23 protein-coding genes are annotated in these 26,156 nt (G+C 49.7%); 14 read left to right on the plus strand and 9 right to left on the minus strand.

Annotated elements, in window-relative coordinates; genetic code table 11:
- Window positions 1–102 precede the first annotated feature (102 nt).
- The 4 genes from ACYVB1_RS16550 (at window position 103) to ACYVB1_RS16565 (ending at window position 2,738) form a co-directional block, all read left to right on the plus strand.
- Window positions 103–873 carry an SDR family NAD(P)-dependent oxidoreductase gene (locus tag ACYVB1_RS16550; protein WP_460924905.1) on the plus strand — a complete coding sequence of 257 codons (771 nt, stop codon included), beginning with the start codon at window positions 103–105 and terminating at the stop codon, window positions 871–873.
- Between the two features lie 264 nt (window positions 874–1,137).
- Window positions 1,138–1,551, plus strand: coding sequence for a hypothetical protein (locus tag ACYVB1_RS16555; RefSeq protein WP_460924906.1), 414 nt, complete (start codon window positions 1,138–1,140; stop codon window positions 1,549–1,551).
- Between the two features lie 28 nt (window positions 1,552–1,579).
- Window positions 1,580–2,152, plus strand: coding sequence for a heme NO-binding domain-containing protein (locus ACYVB1_RS16560; RefSeq protein WP_460924907.1), 573 nt, complete (start codon window positions 1,580–1,582; stop codon window positions 2,150–2,152).
- A 169-nt stretch (window positions 2,153–2,321) separates the two neighbouring features.
- The gene (locus tag ACYVB1_RS16565; RefSeq protein WP_460924908.1) at window positions 2,322–2,738 is read left to right on the plus strand and encodes an STAS/SEC14 domain-containing protein; all 417 of its coding nucleotides are present in this window, start codon (window positions 2,322–2,324) and stop codon (window positions 2,736–2,738) included.
- 177 nt (window positions 2,739–2,915) lie between these two features.
- Here the strand turns inward: ACYVB1_RS16565 and ACYVB1_RS16570 are convergent, their stop codons facing one another.
- From ACYVB1_RS16570 to ACYVB1_RS16585, 4 genes are all read right to left on the minus strand, one after another.
- Complete coding sequence (locus ACYVB1_RS16570; RefSeq protein WP_460924909.1) at window positions 2,916–3,548, minus strand: TlpA disulfide reductase family protein; 633 nt, start codon at window positions 3,546–3,548, stop codon at window positions 2,916–2,918.
- Window positions 3,549–3,654: 106 nt separating this feature from the next.
- Entirely contained in the window at window positions 3,655–4,476 is an 822-nt protein-coding gene (locus ACYVB1_RS16575) for a sulfite exporter TauE/SafE family protein (RefSeq protein WP_460924947.1), read from the minus strand.
- Window positions 4,477–4,588: 112 nt separating this feature from the next.
- Entirely contained in the window at window positions 4,589–5,002 is a 414-nt protein-coding gene (locus ACYVB1_RS16580) for a DUF6691 family protein (RefSeq protein ID WP_460924910.1), read from the minus strand.
- Window positions 5,003–5,015: 13 nt separating this feature from the next.
- Window positions 5,016–5,591 carry a YeeE/YedE family protein gene (locus ACYVB1_RS16585; RefSeq protein WP_460924911.1) on the minus strand — a complete coding sequence of 192 codons (576 nt, stop codon included), beginning with the start codon at window positions 5,589–5,591 and terminating at the stop codon, window positions 5,016–5,018.
- A 245-nt stretch (window positions 5,592–5,836) separates the two neighbouring features.
- On the opposite strand from ACYVB1_RS16585, the gene ACYVB1_RS16590 reads away from it, so the two are divergent.
- Window positions 5,837–6,322: a DUF2243 domain-containing protein gene (locus ACYVB1_RS16590; RefSeq protein WP_460924912.1), complete on the plus strand. Its 486-nt coding sequence runs from the start codon at window positions 5,837–5,839 to the stop codon at window positions 6,320–6,322.
- Between the two features lie 11 nt (window positions 6,323–6,333).
- Complete coding sequence (locus tag ACYVB1_RS16595; RefSeq protein ID WP_460924913.1) at window positions 6,334–7,137, plus strand: cytochrome c oxidase assembly protein; 804 nt, start codon at window positions 6,334–6,336, stop codon at window positions 7,135–7,137.
- A 69-nt stretch (window positions 7,138–7,206) separates the two neighbouring features.
- Here the strand turns inward: ACYVB1_RS16595 and ACYVB1_RS16600 are convergent, their stop codons facing one another.
- The 4 genes from ACYVB1_RS16600 to ACYVB1_RS16615 form a co-directional block, all read right to left on the minus strand.
- A complete protein-coding gene (locus ACYVB1_RS16600) occupies window positions 7,207–8,559 on the minus strand; it encodes an MBL fold metallo-hydrolase (protein ID WP_460924914.1) in 1,353 nt (450 codons plus the stop codon).
- 316 nt (window positions 8,560–8,875) lie between these two features.
- A complete protein-coding gene (locus ACYVB1_RS16605) occupies window positions 8,876–9,526 on the minus strand; it encodes a Crp/Fnr family transcriptional regulator (protein WP_460924915.1) in 651 nt (216 codons plus the stop codon).
- Window positions 9,527–9,865: 339 nt separating this feature from the next.
- Entirely contained in the window at window positions 9,866–12,229 is a 2,364-nt protein-coding gene (locus ACYVB1_RS16610) for a glycoside hydrolase family 2 TIM barrel-domain containing protein (RefSeq protein WP_460924916.1), read from the minus strand.
- Between the two features lie 160 nt (window positions 12,230–12,389).
- A complete protein-coding gene (locus tag ACYVB1_RS16615) occupies window positions 12,390–13,367 on the minus strand; it encodes a nucleoside hydrolase (protein ID WP_460924917.1) in 978 nt (325 codons plus the stop codon).
- A 799-nt stretch (window positions 13,368–14,166) separates the two neighbouring features.
- Between ACYVB1_RS16615 and ACYVB1_RS16620 the strand changes: the two genes are divergently transcribed.
- The 5 genes from ACYVB1_RS16620 (at window position 14,167) to ACYVB1_RS16640 (ending at window position 22,190) form a co-directional block, all read left to right on the plus strand.
- Window positions 14,167–15,984, plus strand: coding sequence for a mechanosensitive ion channel family protein (locus ACYVB1_RS16620; protein ID WP_460924918.1), 1,818 nt, complete (start codon window positions 14,167–14,169; stop codon window positions 15,982–15,984).
- 208 nt (window positions 15,985–16,192) lie between these two features.
- Window positions 16,193–17,632 (plus strand): efflux transporter outer membrane subunit, encoded by a 1,440-nt coding sequence (locus tag ACYVB1_RS16625; protein WP_460924919.1) that lies wholly within the window; start codon window positions 16,193–16,195, stop codon window positions 17,630–17,632.
- A gap of 30 nt (window positions 17,633–17,662) precedes the next feature.
- Window positions 17,663–18,868: an efflux RND transporter periplasmic adaptor subunit gene (locus tag ACYVB1_RS16630; protein ID WP_460924920.1), complete on the plus strand. Its 1,206-nt coding sequence runs from the start codon at window positions 17,663–17,665 to the stop codon at window positions 18,866–18,868.
- Window positions 18,869–18,871: 3 nt separating this feature from the next.
- Window positions 18,872–21,976 (plus strand): efflux RND transporter permease subunit, encoded by a 3,105-nt coding sequence (locus ACYVB1_RS16635; RefSeq protein ID WP_460924921.1) that lies wholly within the window; start codon window positions 18,872–18,874, stop codon window positions 21,974–21,976.
- Window positions 21,977–22,004: 28 nt separating this feature from the next.
- A complete protein-coding gene (locus tag ACYVB1_RS16640; protein WP_460924922.1) occupies window positions 22,005–22,190 on the plus strand; it encodes a hypothetical protein in 186 nt (61 codons plus the stop codon).
- Window positions 22,191–22,233: 43 nt separating this feature from the next.
- Here ACYVB1_RS16640 and ACYVB1_RS16645 read toward each other — a convergent pair whose 3' ends face one another.
- Window positions 22,234–22,422: a hypothetical protein gene (locus ACYVB1_RS16645; protein WP_460924923.1), complete on the minus strand. Its 189-nt coding sequence runs from the start codon at window positions 22,420–22,422 to the stop codon at window positions 22,234–22,236.
- A 379-nt stretch (window positions 22,423–22,801) separates the two neighbouring features.
- On the opposite strand from ACYVB1_RS16645, the gene ACYVB1_RS16650 reads away from it, so the two are divergent.
- From ACYVB1_RS16650 to ACYVB1_RS16660, 3 genes are all read left to right on the plus strand, one after another.
- Window positions 22,802–23,227 (plus strand): response regulator, encoded by a 426-nt coding sequence (locus ACYVB1_RS16650; RefSeq protein ID WP_460924924.1) that lies wholly within the window; start codon window positions 22,802–22,804, stop codon window positions 23,225–23,227.
- 358 nt (window positions 23,228–23,585) lie between these two features.
- The gene (locus ACYVB1_RS16655) at window positions 23,586–25,757 is read left to right on the plus strand and encodes a glycoside hydrolase family 20 zincin-like fold domain-containing protein (protein WP_460924925.1); all 2,172 of its coding nucleotides are present in this window, start codon (window positions 23,586–23,588) and stop codon (window positions 25,755–25,757) included.
- A 172-nt stretch (window positions 25,758–25,929) separates the two neighbouring features.
- Complete coding sequence (locus ACYVB1_RS16660; protein WP_460924926.1) at window positions 25,930–26,052, plus strand: transposase; 123 nt, start codon at window positions 25,930–25,932, stop codon at window positions 26,050–26,052.
- The last annotated feature ends 104 nt before the right edge of the window (window positions 26,053–26,156 follow it).

The raw sequence follows: 26,156 nt of genomic DNA on the forward strand, positions 1-26,156 counted from the left end.
CTGCTTTCCGTATGCAGTTTGCGTTTAGCACTGCATAAGGAGCCGAAGGAGGCTTTCTAAATTGCAGTATTTAGGATAGCAGGATACAAATCATCATACTTTATGGCAGGAGCGTCTTTCGAACATCAGGTAGCCATTGTCACTGGGGCAGGGCAGGGGATTGGCTTTAGAATATGCCAGGAACTGGCAAAGCAGGGAGCAGCCGTGCTGCTGAATGATATTGACGAACAACTAACAGCAAAAGCTGCCAAAAGTATACAGGAAGAGTATGGCACCTGCCTAGGGCTGGCCGGAAACGCAGCTGATCCGCAGTTTATCCAGCAGATGGTGAACACCGCCGTTTCGGAGTTCGGGAAGCTGACTATTGCCATTGCCAACGCGGGCATCACAGTGTTCGGTGAGTTCCTGACCTACGCACCCGAAGACCTGCAGAAAGTGACACAGATGAACCTTGGTGGAAGTTTCTTTCTGGCGCAGGCCGCAGCCAGGCAGATCATGAAGCAGCAATCGGGCGGAAGCATTTTGTTTATGTCTTCCGTTACGGGCCACCAGGCACATAAAAACCTGGCAGCCTATGGTATGACCAAAGCTGCCCTCGAGATGCTGGCCAAGCACCTGGTAATTGAACTGTCCCCTTATCGCATAAATGTGAACGCGCTGGCTCCCGGGGCAACACTCACAGAAAGAACTGCTGAAGACGGGGAGTATGAAAAAACCTGGTCTGCAATTACACCCATGGGGCGGCCTGCTTACCCCGCTGATATTGCACATGCGGCCCTGTTCCTGGTGTCGGAAAATGCCCGGCATATAACGGGACAGTCTTTGGTAATAGATGGTGGCTGGACTTCTATCAGCCCTTCCCCCTATAAGTAGAAGTTGTTTCCATACAGAAAAAACCAGTCAGGGCTGGTATATTGGTGTGTTTTCTAAACCTGTTCAATGGCATACCTTCGGTACCTTAATGAAATCAATTTCATAACATGCTGGAGCTGTTTCAATTGTGGCCTGTAAATGAAGCTTTATGATTTAGGTAAAAAGAAAAGGCGGCATCCATAGCACTAAGATGCATCAATTAATGTTTTACCAACAAAACTCAATATACCTTTATCTTTACCGATAGAATAACTTTATACACGAATGGTTCTGTTTGATAACAGTCTGATAAAATTAGATTATGAACCGGCTACTGACATTTTAGCCGTAGAGTACCCCGACCTGCACGATTTCCTGCTCTCCGAAATTAAGCGTAGCATAGATACCCTGATTGATACAATTAAACATTATGACGTGAAGCGTTTGCTGCTTGATTCCACCAGAACAGTTATTTCTGTCAGTGATGAGGAAAGCAGGGAAATAGCTCTTTACTTAACAGCCGGTTTGATGAGAACGCGGGTGCAGAAGGTGGCAAGGGTACAGTCTGCAAGCGCTGATGTGGAGGCAACGGCAGAAGGGAATATCAGGCACATCAGGCAGTCGTTTGCGCTTCCTTTTGAAGTACAAAACTTTACAGCCAAAGCAGATGCTGTTGCGTGGTTGAAGGATGAGAAATAAACAGAGCCACAACTCTTAGAAATACCATATGAGTAACACTATTTCTAACGAAGACAGGATGCACGGTTTGATTTTCGTCCTGCTGAAGCGCTTTGTTGAGAATGAATACGATTACAGTACGTGGGTAAAGTTGCTTGATGCGGCCGGCATCAGACACGAACCCTACCAGATGCACGAGATGTACCCGACAAGTGAGATCTTCACTATCGTGCAAACAGCTTCTGAAACTACCGGGATACCCTCGCACCAACTGATGGAGAAGTACGGTGTATTCCTGGTGCCGGACCTGCTCCTGGTGTATAAGAAGTACGTTAACCTTGAATGGCGCACCTACGACCTGCTTTTAAATACAGAGAGGGCAATGCACGGTGCAGTGAGAACAGAGGATAACCGGACCAGCCCCCCGATGCTGCTGGTGACAAAGAAGGGCAGCAGGCAATTGATTGTCGACTACTACTCAAAGCGCAGAATGGCAGCAGTTGCCGTGGGTATTATCAAAGGTATCGCCCGGTACTACGATGAAAGTGATAAGGTAGCGGTAACGCTCCTGACACCAATCGAAAAGGAGAGAGTACAGATAAGGGTAGACTTTCTCTCGTAACTGTTCACAGTAATAGACTGGCTGCTCTGTTGGTTTACCTTTGCTTAAACCTGTACACCTGTTGCGCTCGTATCTTACCTGCTTCCCTAATAAAATAATTTTCCTTTAAATCAGCGAAAGGGTTGTTACCTTTTGCCGCTTCATAAAACAAGCCGCTTCATAAGATAATATGAGACAGGAGTTAAAGAATGCCTTTGGCAGAGTGTACTTAACAATAGAAAGAGACACCAGAAACAAGTGGATGTATGTTAACTGGATGGGCTACCTGACAGCAGAAAATGTCAGGAGAGGAGCAGATGCTTACATAGAGGCTCTGCAATTGGCAGGTTATAGTTGTGTGCTGAATGATACCCGGTTGATTCTGGGTTCCTGGGATCATTCAATGGAATGGGTGCTGAACGATTGGGCTCCACGTGCCGCCAAATCGGGATTAAAACACTTCGCTATGATTTGCACACCAGAAACTTTCGGTGAATCATCCGCCTCTAAATTTCACCATGATCTAAAAGCCTTTAAGGCCATGGTATTCGATGATAGACTAAAAGCGGAGGAATGGCTGCGGCATTATTCTCTTCAAAGCACTTAACCGCGTAAAAAGAAACCGCTCTCATTCAAAAAGCAAAAGCGGCAGCAGAAACCTCTGCTGCCGCTTTTGCTTTTAAGTTATGTCCTTTCTCCTAAAGCTCCTTCCTTAGCTACACTCGCAGAACATGCTTTACCAGCAATTTCTACGGCAGCTTGTACAGCATTCATGTACTTCCACCTACTCTTGCGTTACCATACTTTGCAGAAACTCCCGCACTTCTTTTGTATCGTATTCCGCCATTCCTTCCTGTTTAGCCACAATCTGGCCCTCCGGCGAGATAATGAATGTGGTTGGTATGGCATCCGAGTGAAACTCCTGCGGGAATGTGCTGGCTGGCATGTATACCGGGAAGGTATAGCCTTTTTTGCGAATAAACTTTTTGACTTTCTCCTGGCCGCCCTCATCCACAGAAAGGAGCACAAAGGCAATTTTGTCTGAGCCCACTTTTTCGTACAGACGCTGAATATTTGGCATTTCAGCAATACAGGGCGGGCACCAGGTGGCCCAAATATTCAGAAAGACAACCTTACCCTTCAAACTTTCGAAGGGCACCGTTTTGCCATCTAACCCTGTCATTCTAAAGCCCGTGCCTGCCATACCTGTAATTCCTGCAGCAGTGCGCTCCGCTGCTTCGCTACTTTCACCTTCCGGATCAGGTATATCTGCCTTCCTGATGCCGGTTGCCAGCAGCAGTCGCTGCACCTGCCCAATGGCTTCTGTATGAAGTCCTGTGGCATACAGCACGCCAAAGACTGCCAGCATCATGGCCCAACCGGGAATATCTTTTAAGGAAAAATTACGCCTGTTCATGATGATACTGTTTTAGCCGCTAAAATATGCGACAGCTTTTCAACCTTCTTACACAAAGATAGGGTTAATCTATTCCCTTTTCCGCAATGGGTGCTACATCGATGTATCAGAAGAACAACTCTTTCCCGATGATGTACATACCCATCACAAGTACAAACCAACCAAAGGCCTTTCTTAGTTTGTCTGGCTGTATTTTCGTGGACAGGAAAGTGCCCAGGAAGATGCCTGCAATGGAAAGAGCTGAGAAAACGCTCAGGAAGCCCCAATCTATCTGGTAATTGTAGATGTCCCCAGCAAAGCCAACGAGCGATTTTGATGCGATGATAAGCAGGGAAGTACCCACTGCCAGCTTCATATCCAGCTTGCTGAAGAGTACCAGTGCCGGAATGATGAGAAAACCGCCTCCCGCACCTACTAAGCCAGTTATGGTACCCACTACAGCACCTTCCGCCAGAATGCCGCCATAGTTGAATGCCGGCTTTACCTGCTTGTTTGTATTTCCAGGCAAACCAGGAGTTGTGTTTGTAGAACTATTGCTGTTAGACCTGTTACTTTGCCTGATCATGCTGATGGAGGCTACTACCATCAGGCCTGCAAACAAGAGCATGAGCAGGATGTTTTTTGTTACCTCGAAGCCGCCAATCGTGAAGATGTTTTCCGGAATGGCCGGCACTATGTAGCGGCGGGTGGCATAAACCGACACGATGGATGGGAGACCAAAAACAAAGGCTGTCTTAAAACTGACCAGCCCCCTTTGGTAGAACTTATAGCTGCCAACGAGGCTGGTGAGGCCCACGATAAAGAGCGAATATGCCGTTGAAATGACAGGGGGCAGCCCCAGCAGGTACACAAGTGCCGGTACCGTTAAAACAGAACCACCCCCGCCAATAAGTCCTAAGGAAAGCCCGATAACCAGGCCGCAAAGTATCCGATTATTTCCATTTTTGCATTGTTCAAACTAACAATGCAAAGGTAGGGTAGCCCGTGAGCGGCTACAGTGACTATTGTCACACAGTGTTCCTGAATTACAAAAGCCTCCCCTAATGAGGAAGCTTATTTCTTAACATGCCATAAGTTAGTGTGCCCAGAATGGCGCTGAAAAGTACCACCAGAATCACACTGTAACCGTTTCCGATTAGCGTGTAAATAGGTCCTGGGCAGGCGCCTGTCATGGCCCAGCCCAGCCCGAAGATGGTGCCGCCAAAGAGGTAGCGCGGAATGCTCATGTTCTTGGGTTTAAATGTTATGGGAGTACCTGCCGTCGTTTTTATGTTAAACTTTTTGATGATGGCGACACTAATAACACCCAGTAGGACAGCCGAGCCGATGATGCCATACATGTGAAAGGCATCGAAGCGGAACATCTCGTAGATTCTGTACCAGGAGATGGCCTGGGATTTGGTCATGATAATCCCAAACAAGGTGCCGATAGTTAAATAAGTGAAGTATTTCATGTTGTCTCTGATTTTATAGTGCCAGGATTAAAGGGAGCAGGAGGTAGGTCATGATTAAGCCTCCGATAAAGAAGCCAATCACAGCAATCAGGGAGGGCAGCTGCAGGTTACTCAGGCCGCTGATGGCATGCCCTGATGTACAGCCTCCTGCATAGCGTGTCCCAAAACCTATCAGGAATCCCCCTATAACCAGCATCACAAACCCTCTCAACGTGAGGAGGCTCTCCCAGCTAAAGATTTCTTCCGGAAGGTAATTTTCCCCGGGGTTACTGATGCCTAGTTCCTGTAGCTTCACAATCGTATCCTGCCCAAGCGGGATCGGATCGGGTTGCTGTAGCCAGGTGGAAGAGATAAATCCACCGATGACAGCGCCCAGCACAAAGAGCAGGTTCCAGACTTCCTTTTTCCAGTCATAGTCAAAGAATTCACTTATTTTTCCTGCTCCTCCTATGGCGCAGGTAGTTCTTAAGGTGTCAGATACACCAAAGCTCTTCCCAACAAGCAGCAGTAGTACCATAGTGAAGGCTATCAAGGGGCCTGCTACATACCATGGCCACGGTTGGCTCACCCATTCGATGAATTGTTCCATGCGTTATTTATTTGCTAAAATTTAAATGTTGTCTCTTTTGCAGCCTGGCAATAAGGCTGCACCTGGAATACGGATGCAAAACTAAAAAATCTGTTTTGTAGCTAACGTGACATTTATCACACAGCAGGAGCGTAGTGAAGTTAAAAAGCTGTTCTGCCGGTGCCTTCTTTCCTGCATTCTTCTGGCTTTGCTGACCTAAAACAATAGCGAATCAATGCCGTTCAAAGTGAAAATGTTTAAGACCTATGGATAGTCCGTCGCGTACAGAGGCCTCCCGCTCCATGTGGACCGCCGTCATCATCGGTATTGGTTTAATGGCTGCAGTAGATGAAATCATTTTCCACCAGCTACTGGCCTGGCACCACTTTTACGACCGCTCCACACCTGCAATCGGCTTGCTGAGCGATGGCCTGCTGCATGCCTTTGAACTGCTCGCCATTATAGGCGGGTTCTTTCTGTTCGCTGACCTGCGCCGCCGTCATGCGCTGGCGCCTCAGTGGGCGTGGGCGGGCTTTTTTTTCGGAGCAGGTGGCTTTCAGCTTTTCGATGGCATTATTGACCACAAAGTGCTTCGGGTGCACCAGGTGCTGTATGGGGTGGATGATCTTCTAATTTATGATCTGGCGTGGAATCTTACAGGTGTCGTTCTGCTGCTTACAGGAGCCTGGTTAGCCAAACGTGCCCGTTCAACTGCGCCGCATCGTGCTGGCTCTGCGAGGAGAAACAACTAATCCTGCCGGATATGGAGATGAACGAACACGCCACAGCTTATGGTAATCCTTCGGTGTGGTTGCCCTTTGTAGTGCTGACCTGTGTTTTAGGTATTTACCTGACTGCTGTCTGGCAGGAGCAGAAATCTGCCCGGCCCTGGAGCAACTGGCGCACTGTCAGTTTTGCCTGCGGAGTTAGCTTGCTGGCTGTTGCCATGTGGCCACCGCTGGTCCGGTACGCCCACCATGATTTGCGCGGACACATGGTGCAGCACCTGCTGATTGGCATGCTGGCACCACTTGGCCTGGTGCTCGGGGCTCCGCTTACGGTGGCATTGCGTGCGCTTCCGGCTAAAAGAGCCAGGAAGGTTACAGCTTTTCTGGGCAGCCGCTCCTTTTATTTTTTGAGCCATCCGGTCACGGCGCTTTTTTTGAACATAGGCGGCATGTACCTGCTTTACCTGACACCCCTGTACGCAGCCATGCTGCATAACCCGTACCTGCACTACCTGGTGCACTTCCATTTTCTGGCTGCAGGGTATCTGTTTGTATGGGCTATTGCAGGACCGGATCCTGCCCCTCGCCGCCCCGGGATGCGCCTGCGCCTTATCGTGCTGTTTGCAGGAATCGCAAGCCATGCCTATCTCAGTAAGTTCATGTACGCCTACACCTTTCCACGAAATACACCACATGCCCTGGAAGAAATTCAGGACGCTGCAAAATTCATGTACTATGGAGGTGACCTGGCAGAACTGTTACTGGCAATTGCCTTCTTCTCTATCTGGTACAGGAAAAGAGAACGGCACATGCAGGTGCTTCATTCTTCGGCAGGTTAGGGAAGCAAAGCCCCCGGACAACACGTACATTTAACTCCTGCTGCCCGGAGAACTGCTGTTTTTCCTGCCTCATGCAGCTTTCTGTTTTTCCTTTAACTCTGTCACGGCTTCGCCCATGTCGAGTACTTCAACCGGAAGCAGGCTTTCCAGTACACTGCTGCCAACTGCCGACCGGTAGCCGCCGGCACAATGTACCACAACAGGTTTATCCCCGGGTATCTCATGGGCGCGCTCCCTTAGTTCTGGTAGAGGAATACTGAGGGCCTGGTCAAAGAATTTTCCAGCTCCTGTCTCACTGTTGTTCCGGATGTCCAGGATTGTGAAATCCTGCTGGTTGGCTGTAAATGCATCTTTGCTGAAAATGGAACTGGCTTCACCACCTTCCTTGTCGTACAAAAAGGCGCCTGCTACATTTAAATCATAACCTATTTTGGCAGCTTTTTCAAGAAGCTCATTTAATGCTTTTTCGGTTGCTGTCACTAGGTAGAATTTTTCATCCGGGCCCACTATACTACCCAGCCACGTCTCAAACTTGTTGCCGTTCTGAATGTTGATGGCGCCCCTTCTATGGCTTTTCTTGAACTGCTCCTGCGGCCGGCCGTCTACCACGACAGCACCTGTTTCCGGTTCAGCGTTTTTTTCCAGCCTTCTTACGCGTTTCAGCGACTCCTGGTAAGCGGGTGCGCCTTTCTTGTTCAGCGCCACATTATAACCGAAATACTTCGGCACAAACGGCTGGTCTTCTGTAATGAGTTTCACAAATGCTTCTTCGCTCATTGGCTGCAACGCATAGTTCGTCTTTTTTTCTGCGCCGATTGTGCTACTGCTGGCCTCGCTAAGGCCTTTGCCGCAGAGGGTACCTGCACCGTGTGCCGGGTATACGACTACCTCATCCTGCAGCTTCATGAGTTTTTCGCGGGTGCTGTGGTATATTTGGCGGGCCAGTTCTTCCCGTTTGGCTGTTACACTGCCAGCACTTTCCCGAAGGTCCGGGCGCCCCACATCGCCTATAAAAAGGGTGTCGCCAGTGAATACAGCCTCGTCTACTCCATTCTGCTCCAGCACGATACTGACGCCATCAGGGGAATGGCCCGGCGTATGCAGGGATTTGAGTTTCACTTCGCCAAGCTGCAGTTCAGCGCCTTCATCAAAGGCCTGGTGCGGGTAGTCAGCCTCCACCAGGCTATGTGCATAAACAGTAGCCCCTGTTTCCAGGTGTATTTCAAAGTGCGAACTGATAAAATCGGCGTGCGGGTGCGTTTCTATCACCCCTACAATGCGGGCGTCATTCGCCTTGGCATATTCATAGTAAGGCTGGGGATCGCGGGCCGGATCAATTAAAATTATCTCCTTCTTCTCTTCGCTTAGGATTGCGTAGGAGTAATGTGCCAATCCTTTGTCTTCAAACTGCTTTATTTTCATGTTTTCTTACTTCTTTTTTCCTGAACTTATGAAACAAAGGTAGATAGGGGGCTGCACAAAGTCTGTGACTGTTGTCACATTGCGGGCTTATGCAGGGGTAAGAACCAGCAGGGCTTTTTGGAGGCACATGCTATTGGAAGTAACGGTTGAAAAGCAGGTGCTAGCAGGAGGGTGACAAGAACACTGCCGTGGCTGCATCCGTGGTTAATTTAAACAGGCCTGCCAGAGTAGCATATATGCCGGCCTGGCTGAACTTTTTTGATGAAGAGAAACAGGATTGTGCACCATGCTATTGGTTCAAAACCAGCAACAGAGTTTACCTTGCAACGTCTTTTAAGAGGTTTTCTAAATCATCGCGCACATACACTTTGTTTCTTTCCAGTTCCACCAGTTTGCGCTTCTCCAGCTGTTTCAGGAGCCTCGAAATAACTTCCCTGGATGTTCCCAACTCACTGGCTATTTGCTGATGGGTCATTGAAAGCTCCAGCGTGTTTAGCTGCTTCGACTTGACGAGCAGGTACCTGAGCAAGCGTTCATCCATCTTTCTGAAAGCAACATCATCAATGGCTTTCAGCATTTCCTGAAAGCGCTTTTGGTATGTCATGGCCACAAAGTCTTTCCATTGGGAAAATTCATTTGTCCACTCTTCATGTTTCCGCACAGGAACGCCCAGCACTTTTGTTCTTTCCTCCGCCACTGCTTTGATGTCGCTGGGATGGGAGGTGCTGCAGCAGGTTAATGACACCGCACACGTTTCACCGCTTTCAATGTAGTACAGGAAAAGCTCATGCCCCTCTTCATCCGTACGCATCACTTTTACTGCCCCCTCCACAATAATAGGCACCATCTTAATATACTGCCCTGACTCAATAATGGTCTGTCCCGGCTCAAACACCAGTTTCTTACTGCTATTTTCAATTTCCCCGAGCAACTGGGGATCCGTGATTAGGGGAAGGTGAAGGGACATGTACAACAGGATAAAGTTTGATGAATGTGCTGCTTAAGACTCTCCGGTACGAAGGACTTTTTATGAGCTGGTTCCCGGGTATACTCAGAAAACCTTAGCAGGTAAGCTGCGTGCACGTATGCAGCAATCATTTCTTAAAGTTACGATTTCCAATCAAAACCGCTCTATTCCAGGACTTACAAAACCTTTTCTGATTTAGTTGAATACAAGCTGCTTTTTGCCAGCAAGACAAAGTCTTGAATAAGAGCGGAAACAGGAAGCGGGTAGTAACTGAGCAGGCTAGTTTAATTTCCTGAATAGCAGCTTGTGCTTTCGAATCAAGCACAGCTTTGTAATCTTCTACTCTTCGTATTCACCGCCAGTTGTTTGAATGATCACAGAGACAGGTTCCATTCCTTCTGCTGTTGCTGTCAGAGTGATAGAGCCGTTTTTGCCGGAGGGGCGTACAATGGCCATTGACCTGCCATGGTACGTTTTGCCAACCGGCTGCCTGAAGCTCTTCATATCGTGGGGGCTGGCATTGCCGGTGGCCGCTAATTCTCCATTGCCGGCCACCGAGAAGCGGACAGGAACTGCTGCGAACGGCACTATATTGCCGGCTTCATCTATCACCTCTACGGCCACATAGGCTAAATCATTACGGGAGGCACGGATTTGAGAACGGTCAGGTGTAAGGCGCAAGCCGGCAGGCAGTCCTGTTGTTCTGAGCACTTTGGTGGCAATTTCTTTTCCGTCCGTTATCGCGACTGCTTTCAGCTCCCCGGGCGCATACGGCACTTCAAAGGTAGCAGTCAACAGGCTTTCAGGTAAAATAGGTTTTTCACCGATAGGGCGGCCATTTAGCTCCAGCCTTACTTTTTGCGCATTAGCATAAACGGCTGCTGACAGCTGCTTTCCCTCTTCCCCTGGCCAGGTCCAGCTCTGGTGTTCATCAGGCCAGCCCCATTTGCTAATATACTCAACGCTTCCTGCTGGTATGGGGGCGTGTACGGCCATTTCTAAAGTACTCTGCCCCCACACCACATCCCGGTAATAGGACTGGGGCTTTTTATTTCCCAACAGGTCGATATCGCCACACCAGTTTACGTACCATGGCCAGGGCATCAGCCCACCCGCCTCTTTATTCAGTACCGCGTGCCCAATGCCCGATTCGCCCAGGTGGTCCATCCCCGTCCAGACGAAGCCGCCGATAACCCAGGAGTGCTGCTTTGCCTGCTGCCAATTAATGAAGGCTTCTCTTGGAAAGGTTTCAGTGCCGGCCATCACCCTGTCAGGGTACTTGAGATGATCAGCTTCATACTCCTTCCAGCTGTAGTTGTACCCATGCACGCCGAGGTAGCGGAAAGCGGGTGCTGTTTCATCCCAGGTGCGGCCGGGGTGGTCCCAGAAGCCGCTGATGCCTGCGGTCACAGGCCGTGTCGGGTCTATGCTGTGGCAGAGTTCCGCCAGTTCCTTTGCAATTCTCACACCGGATGAGTCTGCTCTTTCATAAATTTCGTTGCCTATGCTCCAGAAGATAACGGAGGGGTGGTTACGGTCTCGCAGCAGAATGGATTCCATGTCGCGCTTGCCCCACTCTTTGAAGTACAGGTGGTAATCCTGCGGGTTTTTCGGGTGCTCCCACATATCAAACACCTCATCCATCACCAGCACGCCCAGGCGATCGCAGGCATCCAGAAACTCAGCGGACGGCGGGTTATGGCTGGTTCGGATAGCATTGAAACCGTTGGCTTTCATGATGGCAACTTTACGTTCTTCCGCTCTGCCAATGGCTGCAGCCCCCAGCAGGCCGTTGTCGTGATGCATGTTGGCTCCTTTCAGAAGTACCTTTCTGCCATTCAGCAGAAATCCTTCGGTAGCACTAAAGGAAATGGAACGTACGCCGAAGTCCTGGACATACTGGTCTACCACATGGCCATTTTCCAGGATCGAAACGACAGCTTTGTAAAGATGCGGGTTTTCCAGTGACCACAGTACTGGAGAGGAAAGCTGCATAGTTTGCACCAGTTCTGACTGCCCGCCTTTCAAAATAGTATGAGCGCTGGTTTCGGCTTCGGCAATTACCTTATTGCCGGTATCCACTAAATGTGTAACTACAGCGAGTTGTTTGGCCGTTTCGCTTTCGTTCCGCAGCCTGATGTTAAGTCTGATAGTGGCGCTATCCGGGCTAACTTCCGGCGTCGTAATAGCTACTCCCCACGTGTCGATGTGTACCGGTGCTGTCGCGGTAAGCCAAACGTGGCGGTAAATACCTGATCCGCTGTACCAGCGGCTGTTCCTGCCGTTGTTCTTTACTCGTACAGCAAGCACATTTTCCTGCCCTGCAGGGTTCAGGTGAGGCGTGAGGTCATAATAGAAAGGAGTATAGCCGTTGGGGTGGTAGCCCAGGTGCTTGCCGTTCACCCACACATCCGACTCCATGTAAACCCCATCAAAATGAATCCTGATTATTTTATTATGGTCATCGGGTAAGAGCGTGAATTTTTTTCTGTACCAGCCTGTGCCACCCATCACATGACCTGTGGAGGGGCCACCCGGACTTTGCTTTGTAAATGGGCCTATCTGCTCTTCTGTATCTGGTCCCGGGAGATCTTCAATGCTGAAGTCGTGGGGTAAATCCACTGTCCGCCACTGGGTATCGTTAAAGTTGGGCACTTCTGCGCCGGCTACACTGTCCCGAAGAAACCTCCAGGAGACATCCATGTCCCGATGCCGGTTCAGGTTGGCGGGGGAGAAGGTTGCCTGAAGTGTGCTGACGCTCTTTGAGGAGCCGGTTCTTTGCGTGCACGACTGGCACAGGCATGTCAGCAGTAGTAAAGCCCAGCATAATGTCAGGTATGTTAGTCTATTGACTATCAATGCTCTAAAAGTTAACACTGTAATACCCTGTCATCAATGCATCAATGATTTTCGCTACTTCTGCCGGGTTCATCTTGCTGACCAAATAAGCCTGGTTACCTGGTTTCCCCGGAACCCATTTATTGCTACCATCCGCAGCTACGGCACAATGCCCCTCCTGATTTAAGGTCCAGTAGCCGTTTGTAGTGGAAACAGCATACAGCACAGACGCCTGATCCCAGCTTGGCCTTCCCTGAAAATTGTTGTACAGTTGGTATGCGCGCCAAACCGGGCTGTTGGTAGGGAGTGCCTTCTGCAGATACTCTCCGCCGGTAATAATTTTATTTCCAATTTCCCAGCCTGCAAACACGACTGGAACCGGCCATTTCTCAACACTTATTTTTGTGGAAGCCGGATCAGGCTGGAAAAAATTAGACTCTTTGCCTTCAGGGTAGGTGCCGCCCATACAGGACCACAGCTTTACTTTTCTCTTGATCAGTTCCAGCCCGGAAAGTTTGCTGTACTGATCCGGTCCGGATTCAATGAGGTTCCTGAGGCTGGTCAGGTGCCCGACCGTAATGATGACAACACTGTTGTCTGGCTGCGAGGATAACAGTTTGCGATATAACACTGTAGCGTCCTCTGCCTCCTCGTAAGAGGTAAGGCTGTGGGGAAATTCCTGGCTCAACTGCCGGGTGTATTTTGAGTTGTCCCGCAACGGAACACCTTTCAGCGCGCCAATAGGAATGTCGGGCCGCCCAAAGTAATGGTTGACAGCATCCGTACACATAGGGGCATATTTATCCTCGCTGGTCACAATCATGCCCAGTATCTCCACCGCATTGTGCCTGGCAAGGGTGTGCAGCATCGCCAGTGCACCTATATCATCCACATCGGAATCTATATCTGTATCAAATATTACCTTAACCGGCGACTGGGCATACAACCCCACACTTATCGCACTGAAAGCCACGGTCAATACAAACTGAATAAGGTTCTTCATTTGATTTCGGAAAGTATGATAGACTGATACATAAAGCTGGAAAAATGTTTAGCAGTATTTGCTGGTAAAAAAATACGGTTTGCACCCAAAAGAAAAGATAAGGGAACAGGTTCTTTCCGGTTCCGGATACCAGGTTTAAGATACAGGAAAAGCTTCTAAAAGACCAGAGGCAACAGCATTATTAATAGATGTTTATACAAGTCAGGTGCAGGGTTCGTATGCCCTTGGAAGTATAACGCAGTAAACATGCAGCGCTATCTGTCACATCTTTTCCTGCATTCATCACATTTAATTCAGAATAAAGCCATAGTTGCTTATCTCGCTTATCGATAGCCAGGGTAATCCCATAACCTTAAACTAAAACCAGGATGAGCACAGTTATTTCAAGAATCTTGCTTTTTGTAATATCTCTGCTGGAGATATGCCTCTTTGTAGGCTTATTTCTTTATGTAGTTTATGCTGTGGCCGACCAGACAGTGCAAGGGCTGTTGTACCTCCTGCTGTTTATTTAGGTGCTTCACAAATCAAAGGCTGAAACTCAGTAACAGTTCAACTGCTACGTTTGCTGTAGTTGCTGCAGCAACCCGGAGAAAGCGGCACATCTTGCGTCAGTTATCAGCTGTAACTACTAGGCAGCAGCAACGTTAAATTACGGGTGATGATAAAGCTTCCGCTGCGGTGCAGCTCTCTTTGCAGAAAGGCTGTAATAGCAGGTTGAAGCACCTTGTCCTTTATTTTAAAAAGTGCAATTCCCGTTTAAATGGCTGTATCTGAAAACACAATAGTTTTTGGAAAAACTATGTTAGAACCTACGCTTACGCCCTTTTCAATAAGAAATATATTTAACCAGTACATCATGGTTCCCCTTGGCATCATGCTGGTGTTGATGGATTTTGCATCCCCTGCGCATGCGCAGTTACTTCCGAACGACACTACCGGAGCACCCCAGGAAAACGCAAGGCCAGAATGGCCGGAAGACTCCCTGGGCAGACGCACGCCCCGGGGTACTGTGTATGGCTTTATCAGGGCGGTAGCAGACCAAGACTATACGCGTGCTGCTCATTACCTGGATATTGATACTACTTTACAGGACAATGTGGAGGGAGCCGGGCTGGCGCAGACTTTGCAACGCCTGCTGGACCAGCAAGGTGAAATAATTCCCTATTCCTGGATTAGCGATGATCCGCAGGGGCTTCTGAATGATAACCTGAGGCCGGAACTCGACAGAGTTGGATCTGCCACCGTCGACGGCGAACGGTTTGACATACTGGTAGAAAGAACCGAAGGGCCGGCAGGCGCACCTGTGTGGCTCTTTTCCTCCCAGACAGTCAGGCGAATACCCGCAAGTATCGGGGCCGCTGCTATTACTCCTCTTGATCGGGTATTGCCAGCTTATCTAAAGGAAAACAGGTGGAGTGGTGTGCCTGTAGGCCATTGGCTGGCAATGATTGTGCTGGCCATAGTGGCTTATCTTGTTGCCTGGATATTTACGGTAGTGGCCATTTTTGCCATCCGCCTGCTCTGGACCAAAACCAAAGATGAGGCAGTGCTGGAAATGCTGAAGGCTTTTGCCCAACCCCTCCGAATTTACCTGGCTGTGATAATGCTGGTGGCTGCAAGCCAAATGATAGGCGTCTCTATCATCGCGAGGCAAAGGTTCAGCGAACTAGCAGTTATCATCGGGTTGGTAGCGGTGCTCCTGCTGCTTTGGCGCCTTGTTGATGTGATAGCCGGTTTTTCGAAGAAGAGCCTGACCCGGCGCGGCAACCTTGGTGCTTTTTCGGCTGTGGTTTTTCTGCAGCGTGCTACAAAGATTGCTCTCATTATATTTGGTATCATCGCCATACTGGGCAGTCTGGGTTTCGATGTCACAACGGGACTTGCAGCGTTGGGTATAGGTGGTATTGCGCTGGCGCTTGGTGCCCAGAAAACAGTCGAGAATTTTGTAGGTAGCGTAACGCTTATTGCCGATCAGCCTGTACGTGTGGGAGACTTCTGTAAAATAGGCGATACAGTGGGTACAGTTGAGCGCATCGGCATGCGGTCTACCCGCATCCGCACCCTTGCCCGCACCATCGTGACTATACCCAATGGTGAGTTCTCTTCCCTCCGGATCGAAAACTATGCGCACAGAGACCGCTTCCTGTTTAACCATACGCTGGGAATGCGTTTCGAGACGACACCGGACCAGATGCGTTTTCTTCTGGTAGAGATCCGTGCCATGCTTTATGCACACCCTAAAGTTGACCCGGAGCCTGCCCGCCTGCGCTTCAGGGAGTTTGGAGCAGACTCCCTGAACCTGGAGGTTTTTGCTTATGTCCACGCAAGTAATTTCGAAGAATTCCTGGAGGTGCAGGAAGACCTTTTCTTACGCATTATGGACATAGTAGAGGCAAGCGGCACAGGGTTTGCCTTCCCGTCGCAGACGCTGTATATGGCCCGCGACAAAGGGGTGTCTGCCGAGAAAACCCAGGAAGCTGAAAGGGAAGTCCAGAAGTGGCGGGAGGCGGGGGAAATGCAGCTCCCCCGCTTTGATGAAGCACGCATCAACCGTCTCAGAAGCGAAATTACCTATCCGCCGGAAGGATCCAGCTGGCATACCAGCAAAAGGCTGTAAGCTTGTTGAGTCTCTGAAAGAAGAGACTTCTGCCTGGCCTTGATAAAAATTGTCTCTGCTTCGGGCTAGGAGGCGTAGCTACCTCAGATAGGAACAATGCTGGGCAAAGAAAACCTTCAGCAGCATCTGAGGGTAAAAACCTAGAGAAGCCTAAAGCAGGAGCCGATTGAAAAAGCCGGTTCAGTTCTTAAGCCTAAAGCACTCGAAATTGAAAGACGGCATTTGGATAAAAAGTTTAGCCAAAGCCCGGGTATGGTCTGTACCCGGTTTGTCCGTCCTTTGCTGCTGCACTATCTTCTGGTTAACGGGCTGCTCCCGCCAAATTACCGAAGTAAGTCTTCCCTACGAAACTCCCGAAAGTTTCTCCCTGCCCGGCGACGCAGAGGCTCCTGACAGATGGTGGTTAGCTTTCGACGATCCCCAACTTCATTTACTTGTAGACTCCGCCCTGCAGTCTAATCTGCCGTTGGGCATTTTCTGGTACCAGTTCCAGGAGGCCCGGGCACTGGTGAACATCGCCTCATCGGCACGGGTGCCTGATGTATTTCTACAGCTGCAGAGTGGCATCAGCCGTCCGGAACCTGACTTTGTAGGAGGAGAAAACACGCAGCTTTCCTTAAGGGCCAGCTATGAAGCAGACCTGTGGGGCCGGATCCGGTATAGCGTGCATGCGGAGGAATACAGGTTTAAAGCCACTTATTACGATTATAAAACTGCGGCCGTCACCCTGACGAGCGAGGTGGCACTGGCGTGGTTCAGGCTAAAGGCCACCAACATTCAGCTTCAGCTGATAGAGGAACAACTGGAATCCAACGAACAGGTACTGGCGCTCATCCGCAACAGGTTTGCCAGCGGACAGGTGAGGGGAGTCGATATACTAAGGCAGCAGCAGCTCATCGAAAACACTAGAGAGCAACAGGTAGCGCTTGAACTACAAAGAGAAATATTCGAGAACCAGCTGTCCGTACTGCTCGGGCAGCCCCCCGGGAACTTTCTGGAGGCCCCTGCTAAACTACCCAAACTACCGCCATTGCCCCTGACAGGTGTTCCGCTACAGCTTGTTAATAGAAGGCCCGACGTGCAGAGCTCGTTTTACAGGCTCCAGGCAGCCGACAGGGAAGTGGCTGCCGCCATCAGCAACCGATACCCGCGCTTGAACCTCTCGCTTAATGCTGCTTTGCGGTCTAACAACCTGATTGGCTTGTTTGAATCGCAGGCCATTTCGCTGGGCAGTGCTTTGCTGGCACCTGTTTTTTACGGAGGCAGACTCAAGGCACAGGTGAACCAGGCGGAGGCCATCCGGGCGCAGTTGCGCTATGATTACGGGCAAACGGTGCTCGAGGCCTTCCAGGAAATAGAGAATGCCCTGATTCAGGAAACAAAGCAACTCCAGCGCATCGACGTAATAGCAGAGCAGGTAGACCTGGCTGAAAAAGCCTATGGTCAGCTTCGGATAGAATACCTCAATGGGTCCTTAGCTTACCTCGATGTGCTGGTGACCCTGAACCAGCAGCAACAGCTTCGGAGAGAAATGATAAATGCACAACTGGAGCTGCTGGAAATAAGAATAGCCCTTTACCGGGCACTGGCAGGAGGTTTTGAAACCGAAAGAGAAGCCCAGCTAGAGGAAGACATACGCAATCAATAGCACAGGCTATGAACAAATAGAATACAGTCAATGACTAAAAAGAAAACATTCATCATCAGTGCCGCTATCCTGCTGGTAAGTGCTGCCATTACTGCCCTTGTGTTTATGACGGCACCGGAAGCGCAGCGGGAGGGTGCAAGCAAAAAAACAGCCATGCTGGTGGATGTGGTGGAGGTAAACAGAGGCAACTATACCCCAACCGTGATAGCGACAGGTACCGTGCAGGCAGCAAAGGATATTACCCTGAGTACCCAGGTAGGAGGAGAGGTGGTGCGTATTTCGCAGGATTTCACCCCCGGTTCTTTTGTTAGAAAAGGCGAAGCACTGCTTCAGATTAACCCTGCGGATTATAGAAACACCCTGCAACTCAGGCAAAGCGACTTACAACTGGCCAAAGCAGACCTGAGCATCGAGATGGGCAGGCAGGATGTGGCCCGGAAAGATTATGAATTAATAGGAGAAGAACTTTCCGGGGAGAACCAGGAACTCGTGCTCCGCAAGCCACAGCTGGAATCAGCCAGGGCTGCTGTTGCTGCGGCGGAGGCTTCTGTTCAGCAGGCCCTGCTCAACCTGCAGCGCACCACCATCCGGGCACCGTTTGATGCCCACATCATCAGCAGAAATGCCAACGTAGGCTCGCAGCTGGCACCCGGAGCAGAGCTAGGACGGCTGGTGGGCATGGACGAGTACTGGGTGGCGGCCAATGTTCCCGTGGCTAAAGTCAACTGGCTTACGTTTGCTGAAGACGAGGCCGGCTCCGGTTCGGCTGTGAAAATCATCAACGCCACCAGCTGGCCTGAAGGGCAGTACAGAAAGGGAAAGCTGTACCGTTTGGTTGGAGCCCTGGATGCCCAGACGCGGCAGGCAAGTGTACTGGTATCTGTTCCGGACCCGCTGGCACGCACATCAAAAAGCGACAGTATACCGCCCCTGATGATAGGCACTTTCGTGGAAGCCCACATACAGGCCAGGGAGCTTCCGGATGTGGTCCGGCTGAACCGCGATTACCTCCGGCAGGGCGAAACAGTCTGGGTGATGAAAGACGGCAAACTGAACATCAGGCAGGTGACCATCCTGTTTCAGGATGCGGAGTATGCCTATATCCGGGACGGGCTTTCAGATGGCGATATGGTGGTCACAACAGACCTGTCTACGGTGGTGGAAGGCTCTGATTTACGTACAGAGGGAGGAGCGTCTCCGCAGGATACCAGAGGAAGCGAACAGGTTCAGGAATAAAGGATGATGGACAATTCAAAAGAACCGGCAGAAAATACGCATAAAGGTGCCATTGCCTTCATGGCCCGCAACCGTATTATCACGAATCTCCTGATGTTCATTCTCATCGGGGGCGGCATCTGGACCATGTTCAATATCCAGAAAGAAGTTTTCCCGCAGTTCCAACTGGATTTTGTTGAAGTCAATGTGGTGTACCCGGGGGCAGCCCCTACCGAAGTAGAGCAGGGAATCCTGCTGCCGGTAGAAGAAATCATCCGGGGTGTGCAGGGCATTAAAGAAGTCACCTCGACAGCCTATGAAGGCTCGGGCAATGTAACGGTAGAGCTGGTGGCGGGCACCGACAGGATGAAAGCTTTCCAGGACATAGACCAGGCCGTCAGCCGTATCCAAACCTTTCCGGATGATATTGAGCAGCCACAGGTGACCCTGCGGGACCAGCAAATGGATGTGATGGAAATCGGGTTATTTGGCAATGTAGACGTCTGGACCCTTCGGATACTGGCGGAAAGGCTGCGCAACCGGCTGTTGAGCAGTGATGAGATTACGCAGGTAGAAATAGGCAATGTCCCTGATTTTGTGACGCACGTGGAGATACCGGAACACCGGCTGCGGGAATTTAACCTGACCCTCGGCCAGGTGGCCGCCATCATCCGGCAGTCGAGCCAGGACGTGCCTGCAGGTGCTATTGAAACGCAGGCCGGGGAAATACTACTGCGCATGGAGGAGCGAAAGCTATGGGCGGAAGAGTTTGGTAAAATAGACATTATTTCCTCTGAATCGGGTGCCACCGTGAAGCTGACGGATATTGCCACAATTACGGATGGCTTTGAAGAAACCGGCTTTCACGGCCAATTCAACCAGCAGAACACCGTGGACCTAGAAATATTCCGGATTGGAGACCAGTCGCCTTTGGAAATAGAAGACATTGTGAAAGAGATTATAGCCGACTTTGAGCCCTCCCTTCCGCCCGGTGTGCAGGTGCGCATCGACAGCAACAGGGCAGAGGATTTTAGGGAGCGCCTGTCTCTACTAACGGAAAACGGCTTGCTGGCTGTTGTCATCGTAATGGTTATCCTCGGGCTGTTCTTGGAGTACCGGTTGGCATTCTGGGTGATGATAGGAATGTGCATTTCCTTTATTGGGGCTATGATCTTCTTGCCTGTCATGGACATAAGCATCAACATGATTTCCATGTTTGGGTTTATGATTGTGCTGGGGATTGTGGTGGACGATGCCATTGTGGTTGGAGAAAACATCTACGAATACCGCCAAAAAGGATACAGCTTTATGGATGCCGCCATTCTGGGTGCCAAAGACATGGCCAAGCCGGTTGCATTCAGTATTCTGACTACCATCATGGCCTTTATGCCACTCCTTTTTATACCGGGGGAAACCGGTAAATACTGGTGGCCTTTACCGGTTGTAGTGATTGTGGTGCTTCTTGTTTCGCTGTTCGAGGCCCTGTATATCCTTCCGTCGCATGTGGCACATAAGCCAAAAGAGCATTCAAATAAAGTGGTGCGGAAGCTGGAGGGTTGGCAAAAATCCATTGCCGATGCATTCAGCCGGTTCAACAACCGCTTTTACAAGCCTTTCCTGGACCTCTCCCTGCGTAACCGCTACATCACCCTGAGTGCCGCACTGGCTTTGTTGCTGCTGGTGGGAGGGTACGGATACAGCGACCACATGGGCATGATCATGATGCCGGAAGTAGCGGCCGATGAAATTGAGTGCGCCGTACGTTTGCCGGTGGGTACCACCACCGAACAGGCCGCAAAAGTGGCCATGGAAATCACCAACTCCACCCAGCGTATGTTCGAAGAGCATAACCTGTATGAAGTAGCGGAAGGTGTGAAAACCAATGTGCGGGGAAATAATTTCGTAGATGTGGAAGTGGTGATGAAGCCGCCTGATCAACGAGACATGAGCGCCAAAGAGCTCATTGCTTTATGGCGTGAGGAGATAGGAGATATCGAGGGGGTAGACCAGATGACCTTCGAAGCGGAAAGAGGTCCCGGAGGGGCGCGGCAGGACATCAGTGTGGACCTGAGCCACCCTGACATTGATGTGCTGGAGCGGGCCAGCAAGGCATTTGTGGAGCGCGTGGAGTCTTTTGAGGAAACCCGCGACGTCAGCGACAACTACAACATGGGAAAGGTGCAGCTGGGCTTTGAGCTTCTGCCGGAAGGAAGGAGCCTTGGCTTTACGCCCTCTGATGTGGGGCAGCAGGTGCGCGATGCCTTTTTGGGAGCACTGGCCCTACGCCAGCTCCGGGGCACAAACGAAACAGAAATCCGGGTAAAGCTGCCGAGAGAAGAACGGAAGGACATGCATAACCTGGAAGAGTTCATCGTGCGGGCACCTGATGGCACAGCCATACCGCTTCTCAATGTCGTGAAAGTAGTGGAAGGGGAGACGTTTACCAACATCAACAGGCGGGACGGGCGCAGAGTGGTGAGTGTCGGCATGGATGTAGAGCCGGCCAATGCCCAGACCCGTGTTCTGAATTCACTGAACTCCGAAATTCTCCCACAGCTGCGGGCCGATTACCCCGGCATTACCTGGTCTTACGAAGGAAGCCAGGCCGAAATGCGGGAGTCGACCCAGGCGCTGTGGTCCGGCTTTATCATTGCCATGCTGCTGATTTTTGCTTTGCTGGCGGTAGCGCTCAACAGCTATATTCAGCCCCTGATCGTGATGCTGGCTATTCCTTTTGGTGTGGTAGGCGCTGTGATAGGGCATATCTTACTGGGCTACGACCTCTCCCTGGTGAGCCTGATGGGCATCATTGCCCTCTCAGGGGTGGTGGTGAACGACTCCCTGATCATGATCGACTACGCCAATAAACACAAGGGAGCGCTTTCTGCCTACAATGCCATCCATGAAGCGGGCATCAGGAGGTTCAGGCCTATTATCCTGACCACCCTCACCACCTTCGGCGGACTGACACCCATCATCCTCGAAACCTCCAGCCAGGCCTATCAGCTTATTCCAATGGCCATTTCGCTTGGCTTCGGCATTATCTTCGCCACTTCCATTATCTTAGTCATCGTACCTTGCCTGTACATGATCTTGCATGATGTCGTGAAGGTAGTGAAGAAGAGTTGAACTAACTTTCAGGTAGTTGTGCGGCTACATGAAGCTATGGCGCACGCAGTTCCCCTTTGGATATCCTTTCCTTTACAACCCGGGGCAAATTATTTACAGTTATGAACTGGCGCGGGAACGCAAGTTCAAACCCAATCTGTCTGCATTTCAGGTAGCGTATGAAAGGCGGGACGTACATGATACCCGCCCTGCTTTAAGAGATGTAGATAATTAACCTGTTTTGCCCAGGTGCTCGTTGGTTAAAGGAAGAGACAATGCTAGCAACACATGACACACCCTTTATCGGCTGCATCATATCCTTCCAGATAAACATGTAGCCTGTGCTCTGGCTGCTTGGCAGCGGCACCTATTTGTTCTTGCAAAGCTTCTGCCTTTGCCTTTCTGATTTCTGGTTGCTGATATTGGCGCGCCTTAAAAATGTAAGCGAACATGTCCATTTGTTCCATGTCTTTTCTGTTGTTTATTGAGATGTTCTACATGCTGGTGACGCAGCGGTACATGAAAAGACGCAGCTAAAAATAAAAAAATAACGTTTCTTGGTGTTCTACCGGAAGGGAGCAGCTAACCGATGCTTTAGTTGTAGAAGGGCTTTTACTGCTTTATGAATGTTGTCTAAATGATACTTCAGGATAGATAACTCTCCTCAAAAATCCGGTAGATAAGGTGCATAAACGGTCAGTTATTGGTTTAAATAAAAAATATCTGATAAAGTTTCAATTTTAAATTAAAATCCTCGTATAAAGGTTTACAAAGTTTGAAATTTTTGTCAACTAAATCAGAATGATTGTTACAACTGCTCCAACTCCACAAAAAAAGATAGATCTCATGCAAGGGCTAGGGAAAGTGTTACTCGTAGACGACGATGCAATACATAATTTTCTGAGCGCGCGGACGCTAAGCCAGGCAAATGCCGTAGAGCAGGTTTTTGAAGTGGAAAACGGACAGTTAGCACTGGATTTAGTAACTAAAGAAACTTTGGACCTTATCCTGCTGGATGTAAACATGCCCATCATGAATGGTTGTGAGTTTCTGGAGGCCCTTAAAAAGCTTGTTGAGGTAACCTGCTTCACGCCTCCTGTTATTGTGCTCATGACAACCACTGAGTGCTACTTTGACAGTGACAGTGTTACGCAGGATCCGATGGTGAAGGGTTTATTAACAAAGCCGCTCACCCATGACCACATTAACTTTCTCCTAAGTTTGATTCAGGTCGAAAAGTCAGCCCCCACACCAGATTCATTGCTTTATTAGTGCTAATGAAAGGTAAAAGAGCCAGGTAATGTACTTTACTACCTCCCATAAGGTACACTCAGTGTAGAACAGCGGATGATAAGCCTAAATGCATACCTGCTATATATTCAGTGCCTGCCCTCCTTTCCAGTTCCTCCATCAGCACCTGTGCACCCATAAAATTTCCCACCATATTGCAATAAACCTAAATCAGGCAGTTGGTAGCGTGCTGTTGCCGGTTCGTAATTGTAATGAATTTGCTAAGGGTTTCGACAGCCTTTGCATAAAGTTTTAGTGCCCGGTAACTTCAGTGTCATACAGGTGGGTGTAAGGGCAATAGCAGGTAAAATCAGATAAAATAAAAGTGTATCTTGTTTTTATGATAGCACTACGGAAATTAGGATGGGGACTCTTGCTATGCTGTATGGCGGGCATGCAGGCGGCATTCGCTCAAAGGGTGTACGTGCAGTACGACCCATTGACTCCGCAGGCAGTATATGCCTCCAAGGAGTTAAAGAAGGCTCTTTTGGCACAAAAGTATACAGTGCTTGAAGAGCAGAACGGACATGATTATTTAATCAGGATAGGGCTGGATACTGCCAGCCTGAAAAGCGAAGCGTTTGCCATTATACCGGAGCAGAACAGCATTACCATCCGTGGTGGCGACAACAGGGGGGTGATTTATGGCAGCCTCTCGCTTGCAGAAAGTCTACGGCATGGAACCAGGCTTCAGCAGGTACAAAAACGCAGTGAAAAACCACATTATCCTTTTCGTGCCATAAAGCATAATACCCCCTGGTATTCCTATCGGCCAAGTTCTGCCCTGGATCAGCACTACGAAACGGTAAGGGATGTGCGTTATTGGGAGGCTTTCCTGGACATGATGGCTGAAAACCGCTTCAATTCCCTTACCCTCTGGAATCTTCATCCCTTTGTGTACATGATAAGCCCGAAGAACTTTCCGGAAGCCAGCCCTTTTAGTGAGGCTGAAATGAAAGAGTGGCAACAGCTGCACCAGGAAATTTTCCGAATGGCGCACGAACGTGCGATTGATACCTACGTCATTCCCTTCAACATTTTTGTAAGTCCGGAGTTTGCGGAAGCTTACGGGGTGGCGCATAAAAATGTGTACCCCCACTATTATGTGTCGGGAGATACCTCTGACATTGTAAAACGCTACATGCGGGAGAGCATTACACAGCTGTTACAGGAGTATCCTACCCTTACCGGCTTGGGACTTACCCTTGGAGAGGGCATGGCTGGTATGACGCCACAACAGCGGGAGGATTGGATCTATGATACATATATTGAAGGAATGCGCCAGGTGGGCCGGCCACTTAAACTGGTTCATCGTATTCCTTTTTCCAGTACCACCGAATCGCTGGGGGCTACCAGTGTGGACCTGGAACGACTAACCCGGAAATCCATTGAAAGGGAAGCAGCGCTAGATTTTATCCAGGAGCCTATCTGGGCCGACTTAAAGTACAACTGGTCGCATGCACACTCTACGCCAAAACTGGTAAAGGTGCATGGCGGGGAGATGTTCGACACGTTTTATAACCCCTTGCCGGAAGGTTACAAAATCACCTACACTGCTCGCAACGAAGACTTCTTTGCCCTACGGTGGGGTGTTCCGGCTTTCATTCGTGCCCATGTTTCCCAGAATAGCCAGCCTTATGTAGGAGGTTACTTTATTGGGTCAGAGACCTACATACCGGCAAAGGATTATTTCACAGCCGTGGATGCACCGGTAGACTGGCAGTGGGCGTTTGAGCGGCAGTGGCTGTTTTATAAATTATGGGGAAGGCTGCTGTACAGTCCTGCTACACCGGATCAGGTATTCCGGAATGCCTTTACCTTGCGCTATGGTAAAAAGGGCAAAGACCTGCTAGAGGCATATTCCCTGGCCTCCTCCACCCAGTTGCATCTTGCCTCGCTCTACGATTCCCGGTGGGATTTCACCCTGTACGGCGAAGGCTTTATGGCACTCATAGGGGATAGCACCCAATACATATCCGTGGATGCGTTGATAAACCAGCCTACCCTGGACCCTGATTATGTGTCTGTGAAGGACTATGTGCAGAAACACCTGGAAGGCAAATCTTTTGACAAAGATAAAATTACGCCACCTGTGTTAATCCAGATACTGGAGCGCGACAGCAGGAAAACTCTTCGCCTGGTAGCAGGCATTGATACCAAATACAATGCTTCGCTGATGTATGAGGTGGCGGATGTAAAGGCCTGGGCAAACCTGGGCCTTCACCTTGCTGAAAAGCTAAAAGGTGCCGTTGCGCTTCAGACCTACCGGATAAAAGGCGGGAAAGAAAACCAGCTAAAGGCAGTGGCACACCTGCAAAAAGCACTGGGGTATTGGGATGAAGTAATTAAAATTACCCGTCCCATTTACAAAGATATGCCCCTGACGCATTACAACGGAAGCAGCCATAACCGTAACGACAACAACCTGTTCCACTGGGCACTCATCAGGCCGGAAGTAGCAAGGGACATCGATATTGCAAAAAGCGCAACAACTGATAATCCAGACAATTGAGGTGAAGGCATGGCTGAGATAATTGAAATGAAAAGGAGTTTAATAAAAGTCGGCCTATATGCCGCCATTGTGGTATCTCTACCCTGCATCATAATTGACCTCCCTCCGAAAAACCGAACCATTGTAAAGTAGAGGAAACGGGCAGTCTGTCGTACTAAAAAAATGAATTGCCATGAGAAAGACAAAGTTTACCGAGGCGCAGATCACCTTTGCAAGTAAGCAGTCAGAGACAGGTGTTTCTGTGGCAGAAGTGTGCTGCAAGATGGGTATATCGGAGGCCTCTTTCTACAGCTGAAAGAAAAATGATGGTGGTTTAGGAGTGTCGGAATCATATAAGCTGCGGTAGCTGAAGGATGAGTACTTTCAATCGAAGAAGCTGGTGGTTGAACTGGGTCTGCA

Source organism: Pontibacter brevis (assembly GCF_054779655.1).